Origin of the sequence: Streptococcus sp. HMSC077D04, assembly GCF_001808785.1 — a bacterium.
Taxonomy (GTDB): domain Bacteria; phylum Bacillota; class Bacilli; order Lactobacillales; family Streptococcaceae; genus Streptococcus; species Streptococcus mitis_BX.
In genome coordinates, this window is sequence record NZ_KV794447.1 from 1 (window position 1) to 243 (window position 243).

A 243-nucleotide genomic window follows, 5' to 3' on the forward strand; every position below is an offset into this window, starting at 1 on the left:
GTATTGGTAGTTGAAAAAATCCGAAATGAATCGTGTTCAGGATGTTCATAGACACTGCTAGAAACTTGTTTAAAGGAGATACCTAAACGACTTGCTACATCAAGAATTGAAATTTGCTTACATTCTTCTATTTCCATTCAATATCATCATTTTGTCGTAGTATTTGGCAGTGATGGTATTGATGATGATTCTTCTAAAGTTTTAGTAGTTACCTTATCTAAATCATCTAACCCAGATTTCCAA

Annotated in this window: 2 pseudogenes; both read right to left on the reverse strand. The window is 32.5% G+C overall.

The annotated features are described in order from the left end of the window. Positions 1-137, reverse strand: a pseudogene (locus HMPREF2701_RS10920) (DNA primase); the annotation flags it as partial. A 9-nt stretch (positions 138-146) separates the two neighbouring features. Continuing rightward, a pseudogene (locus HMPREF2701_RS10445) lies at positions 147-243 on the reverse strand (peptidylprolyl isomerase); the annotation flags it as partial.